At 30.1% G+C, this 782-nt stretch carries 1 protein-coding gene; it reads right to left on the bottom strand.

The window, feature by feature from the left end:
* Nucleotides 1-10: 10 nt before the first annotated feature.
* Complete coding sequence (locus CG11_RS26280; protein ID WP_052599927.1) at nt 11-721, bottom strand: IS1 family transposase; 711 nt, start codon at nt 719-721, stop codon at nt 11-13.
* Nucleotides 722-782 lie beyond the last annotated feature (61 nt).

Raw genomic sequence — 782 nt, 5'->3', positions numbered from 1 at the left:
GGTTGTGTTGTTAAATGTATGATGGAAGTTCATTGAAATAAAAGACAAAAATTTTAAACAAATGCCATTGATACTTAAGTTTCTTAGAAAACTTGGTAGTTCTTCGGTGAAATCGTGCAATTTTAGAGCGAATAAGAGTATTAATACCTTCAATATCTTTAGTAAAAGATTTACCAATAATATGTTGATAATAAGGTAAGACCTCTTTAAAACTCTTAAAAGCATCTGTACAGTAAAATTCAATTTCTATATCTAGACACTTTAATTGTGTCATTAAATATCGAAGTTGCTTTTTTGTACGTTTGCCCATTGTTACAGCTAATATTTCTTTGGTCTCAGGAGCGTAAACGTAGAAAATCCACACTTTTTTACCTTTCTGATTCACAAAGGAATATAACTCATCAATTTGCACTTTTTTATACTTCTTTTGTCTAGGAGTAATTTTAATTTTTTCTCCTTGCTCTAATATAAATCGAAGAGTAGTTTTAGGACTAATTCCAAATATTTTGTAACAATCTCTAATACCACTACCATGTAATAAAGAACTTTGTAGCTGGGCTTTCATACTTGGATCTGCTCCTTGGTATAAATATTCAGCTTGAAATTGTTTGCCACAATTCTTACACAGAAAGTTTTGTCTTCCTGTGGTTTTTTTCCCGTTTTTAACGACCTTTGAATTGTGGCAATGAGGACATTTTATTTGTATAGATATTGAACACATCTTACAAATATAGTCTTCATTGTCTTTTTTTCTAACTTATCATACAATCTACATCACTACC

Source organism: Aureispira sp. CCB-QB1 (assembly GCF_000724545.1).
Taxonomy (GTDB): Bacteria; Bacteroidota; Bacteroidia; order Chitinophagales; family Saprospiraceae; genus Aureispira.
The sequence above is the reverse complement of the archived record's forward strand: the minus strand, read 5'-3'. Positions and strand labels throughout refer to the sequence as shown.